Origin of the sequence: Corynebacterium halotolerans (genome assembly GCF_050107895.1) — a bacterium.
GTDB classification, from domain to species: Bacteria; Actinomycetota; Actinomycetes; order Mycobacteriales; family Mycobacteriaceae; genus Corynebacterium; species Corynebacterium halotolerans_B.
The window spans coordinates 1-245 of the sequence record NZ_JBNILW010000069.1 but is presented as its reverse complement, the minus strand read 5'-3'; the positions used below and the strand labels follow the sequence as shown (position 1 = coordinate 245).

Here is a 245-nt window from a genome sequence, read left to right as displayed (position 1 = left end):
GTGGAAACACCGCCGCGGCGACGGTACACCCGGCTTCGTCACCGTCATCGTCGATCTGACTCCGAACGTGGACGGCATCGGACCTGCCCGGTTGCTGGACATGGTGCCGGGCCGATCGGCTGAGGTGCTGCGTCGCTGGCTCGCTGCCCGGGACCAGTCCTTCCGGGCCCGAGTGAAGGTCGTGGCGATGGATGGGTTCACCGGTTACCACACCGCCACCACCGAGCAGCTACCGAAGGCTCGGA

General features: G+C 67.3%; 1 protein-coding gene. It reads left to right on the top strand.

The genetic code is table 11. The features are described 5' to 3' along the window. Positions 1-245 (top strand): transposase (locus tag ACQCVD_RS15595; protein ID WP_426824684.1); only part of this gene is annotated, 245 nt, incomplete at both ends.